This window comes from Nocardioides sp., from assembly GCF_031422975.1.
Lineage (GTDB): Bacteria > Actinomycetota > Actinomycetes > Propionibacteriales > Nocardioidaceae > Nocardioides.
In genome coordinates, this window is record NZ_JANPEO010000303.1 from 1 (window position 1) to 3,077 (window position 3,077).

Annotated in this window: 3 protein-coding genes; all 3 read right to left on the reverse strand. The window is 69.8% G+C overall.

Annotated features, from left to right (window positions below; genetic code table 11):
* On the reverse strand, window positions 1-1,135 hold a 1,135-nt coding region (locus tag RMO85_RS09140; RefSeq protein WP_310528416.1), incomplete at its 3' end, for a glycosyltransferase family 4 protein.
* 5 nt (window positions 1,136-1,140) lie between these two features.
* Complete coding sequence (locus RMO85_RS09145) at window positions 1,141-2,583, reverse strand: oligosaccharide flippase family protein (protein WP_310528417.1); 1,443 nt, start codon at window positions 2,581-2,583, stop codon at window positions 1,141-1,143.
* Window positions 2,567-3,077 (reverse strand): hypothetical protein (locus tag RMO85_RS09150; RefSeq protein WP_310528418.1); only part of this gene is annotated, 511 nt, incomplete at its 5' end. The genes RMO85_RS09150 and RMO85_RS09145, both read right to left, overlap by 17 nt.

A 3,077-nucleotide genomic window follows, 5' to 3' on the forward strand; every position in this document is an offset into this window, starting at 1 on the left:
CCTCGATCACCAGGCCGCGGGCGCCCACCTCACGGGCGCGCTCGGACATCTCGGTCCACTCCTCGTCCGTCAGCCTCGCGAAGGTGGCGACGCCCTCCGCGGTGCGAGCCGGCGTGCGGCACTCCTGCTCGGTGAGCACCGTCCCGGCGCCCCGTGCTGCGACGAACGACCACGGTGTCTGGTCACTGATCAGCACCGGACAGCCGCGCTGGAGCGCCTCCCCGATGGCGTGGCCGAAGTTCTCGCCGCGGGTGAGCAGGACCATCAGGTGGGCTTCATCGAGCAGCCTGCGGACCTCGTCGGGAGGTACGGCACCGTGCCAGTTCACCTCGATGTGCGAGGGCAGCGTCGCGGCCGCGCGGCGCACCTTCTCGACGTAGGCCGCGTCCTCCAGGTGACCGACCAGCTCGAGGGTGGTGGGGACCTCGACGTGCTGCAAGGCCCGGACGAGGTCGAGGGTGCCCTTGACGGGCGAGACCCGCCCCAGCGAGACGATGCGGAGCCCGTCTCGGCGTCGCGGCCGGACTCTCGTGGTTTCGTGTACGTCCAGCTCCCGCAGCCGTTCGGGCGACAGCACGACGATGGCATCCGCGAAGACGGCAAGGATGTCGCCACGCTCGTGCTCGGAGCTGGCCAGCCACACGACATTGGGTCGTCGCCGGGTCCCGACCCGGCCGGCCAGTCCGAGCAGGGTCATCGTCTTGAGCCACAGACGCTTCTGCCGCGCTCCACCCAGGTCCAGGGCGGAAGGGGCGAGTTCGCCGCGAGGACTGATGGCCACGCGGCCACGGAAGCCGATGAGCGCGAGGAACAGCAACGGGGCGACGGTGAACGTCTTGTGCATCACGGAGTTGAAGTAGACGACGTCGCTTCGGCGCATCTCGCGCAGCCCGTGCCACCACGATCGCCACGAGCCTGCACCGAGGGGTGCCAGGTAGGTGACCTCGATCCCGTCGACCTCGGTGGTCCCCCTGTACGGCGCAGGGAACGGCGTCACCTCGCCAAGATCTCGGTCCGCGGTCAGCATCCGCACTCGGTGTCCGCCCAGTGTCCCCACGACACCACGGATCCCGGGCACCGGCCCACCGGTCTTGTGTGCCGGGTAGTAGGTCGGCGCCATCACGAAGACATCCATCGAGGTCAGTCCCTGTCTCCCCTGGCGGCCACGGCGGTGGTCACCTCGCGCGACCCGGTCATCGTGCGCCGCAGCAGCCACAGAGCGCCCAGGAGGCACAGCATGGCGCCCCCCGCGCGGACCGGGGTGCCCACGAGGCCGTCGACGGGAAGCAGCGCTCCGCTCAGGCAGCCGGCGAGGCCGAAGGCCCCCGCCGGAAGCACCCGGGTGAGCGACCACCGCACCTCGGAGCACCGCCGCGACTCATGGCGCGCGAACAGCGTGAGAAGCAGGTACGTCGAGACGTAGCCGAGCCCTATCGCCGCGAGTCCCAGCCACTCGATCGTGGCCAGCGCCACCAGTGACCCGCCCACCAGGGACAGGGGGCTTGCGAGCGCGAAGCGCTGGGTGTGCCCGCCGGCGATGACGAGCTGCATGTAGGCCAGGAAGACCGTGGCCACCACTGCTGTCAGGCATACCAGACTCGTGGCGGGCACCATCGAGGCGACGTCGTACTCGGAGGAGACCAGCAGCCGCAGCAGCCACGGGGAGAGCAGGGCAACGCTCGAGGCGCCCAGGGCGGCGAGCCAGGCGATCGCACCGGAGGTCTCCTCCAGCGAAGCTCCGCGCGACTCTGCGGGCACGCTGAGGAGCTGCGGCAACCAGGCGTAGCCGATCGCGCTCACGATGATGAGCGGAGCAGTCCCCAGCCATGCGGCGATCTGCGCGTGAGCGCCCCCGTCGATGCCGAGCTGCCAGCGGGCGACGAGGACCGCGGCACCGGTTGCGCTGCCGATGGCGAGCTGGTGTGGCACCAACGGAAGGCCCATCCGCAAGCTGTCCGCGAACTCACGGCGTGAGGTGCGAGACCGACCGGCCGAGCGGATGCGCCACAGCGCACCGATCTCGGCGAGCAGGAACACCCCGACCACGGCACCGAAATAGGCCGAGGCTGTCGCCGAGGTGAGCAGGATGGCGAACAGGCCGGCGGCCGGCGCCGCAAGACTCATCGCGAAGGCCAGTGCGACGTAGAACCAGCTGGCCTCCTTGGCGAGCGCGTAGGCCTGGGCCATCGCCATGCCGGCACCCGCACCACCCGCGACGACCGCCAGGAGCACCGGCCACGGAGTCTGCGATCCGAGCAGCGCTGCGACACCGAGATAGCCGCTGCTGACGGCGACCGAGAGCAACAGCACGGCGAGAGCGCCGGTCAGGACAAGTCCACGCGCCCCTTCGGTGCCGGTTCCCTCCACGTGCGCGTGCCGGGTGATGACCAGCGGCAGTCCCAGCGTCAGCAGTCCCAGCACGAACTGCATCGTCACGATGGCGACGCTGACCCGGCCGTACTCCGCGATCGGCAGGGAGCGTGTGAGCGCCGGCGTCACCAGCAGCCCGGTCAGCATCGGGGCGGCGCTGGCCAGGGTGTAGATCGAACCTCGACCGAGGATTCGACTAGCGGCGCTGGACATCGGGGACCTTGGGGCCAAGTCGCCGTCGCCACAGCCACGCGGCGACCAGCACGGTGAACCCGATCGTCAGTTCGCCGCCCTGGAAGAGCTGGTTGTTGGCGGGGATGTAGATCACCAGGATGCACAGGTGGAAGAACACCCCGCAGGCGAGCGGATCGCGTCGCACCAGGGTGTCTCGCCAGGAGAGCCCGAACAGGAAGCCGATGAGCGCGAGCAGGACGACCGTGCCCGGAAAGCCGATGTCGGAGGCCGGATGGATGAAGAACGTTCCCCACAGCTGGCCCACGGGCCATCGCTCGTCGATCTGGCCGGCGTAGGTGCGCTCGACGACGTCGTCCTCGCGGTCTGCGTGGCCGATGAGGCGTAGGACGTTGTGCCGGCCGAACTCTGAGAAGCCCAGCCCCCACGTCGGCCGGAACGGCTCCTGCATGGCCAGGTCGAGGCCCTTGTAGCCGTGGGTGACATAGCTGGTGAAGAGCACACCGACCGACTCG